The organism is Xenorhabdus innexi (assembly GCF_002632485.1).
Taxonomy (GTDB): domain Bacteria; phylum Pseudomonadota; class Gammaproteobacteria; order Enterobacterales; family Enterobacteriaceae; genus Xenorhabdus; species Xenorhabdus innexi.
In genome coordinates, this window is sequence record NZ_NIBU01000288.1 from 1 (window position 1) to 306 (window position 306).

Consider the following 306-nt stretch of genomic DNA (forward strand, 5'->3'; position numbering starts at 1 on the left):
CCGTAACAGCCAGCGGTGGATTTGTTCTCCCTGTTGGCGGCGGGCTGTCACACCGGCGGCGGCCAGTGATGAGACCAGTCGTTCACAGACCTGATTGAGAGCCGCCACCGGCGATAACGCGACGTGGTGGCGCGATGATTTGTGAGCCGGCAGCCAGCGGTAAACCACCATGCGGGTCTGGCGCTGCTGCCCCCGCCACGGCTGCCCGGTAATTAAACTGTCCTGAAATATCCCGTCAGGCCGGGCAATACCGGTCAGGTGACGGGCCGATTCGGCCAGAAAGGCCCCGGTAAAGGCAGTGCCCTG

Annotated in this window: 1 protein-coding gene; it reads right to left on the bottom strand. The window is 63.7% G+C overall.

The window, feature by feature from the left end:
• Window positions 1-306 (bottom strand): TraC family protein (locus Xinn_RS21650; protein ID WP_153043457.1); only part of this gene is annotated, 306 nt, incomplete at both ends.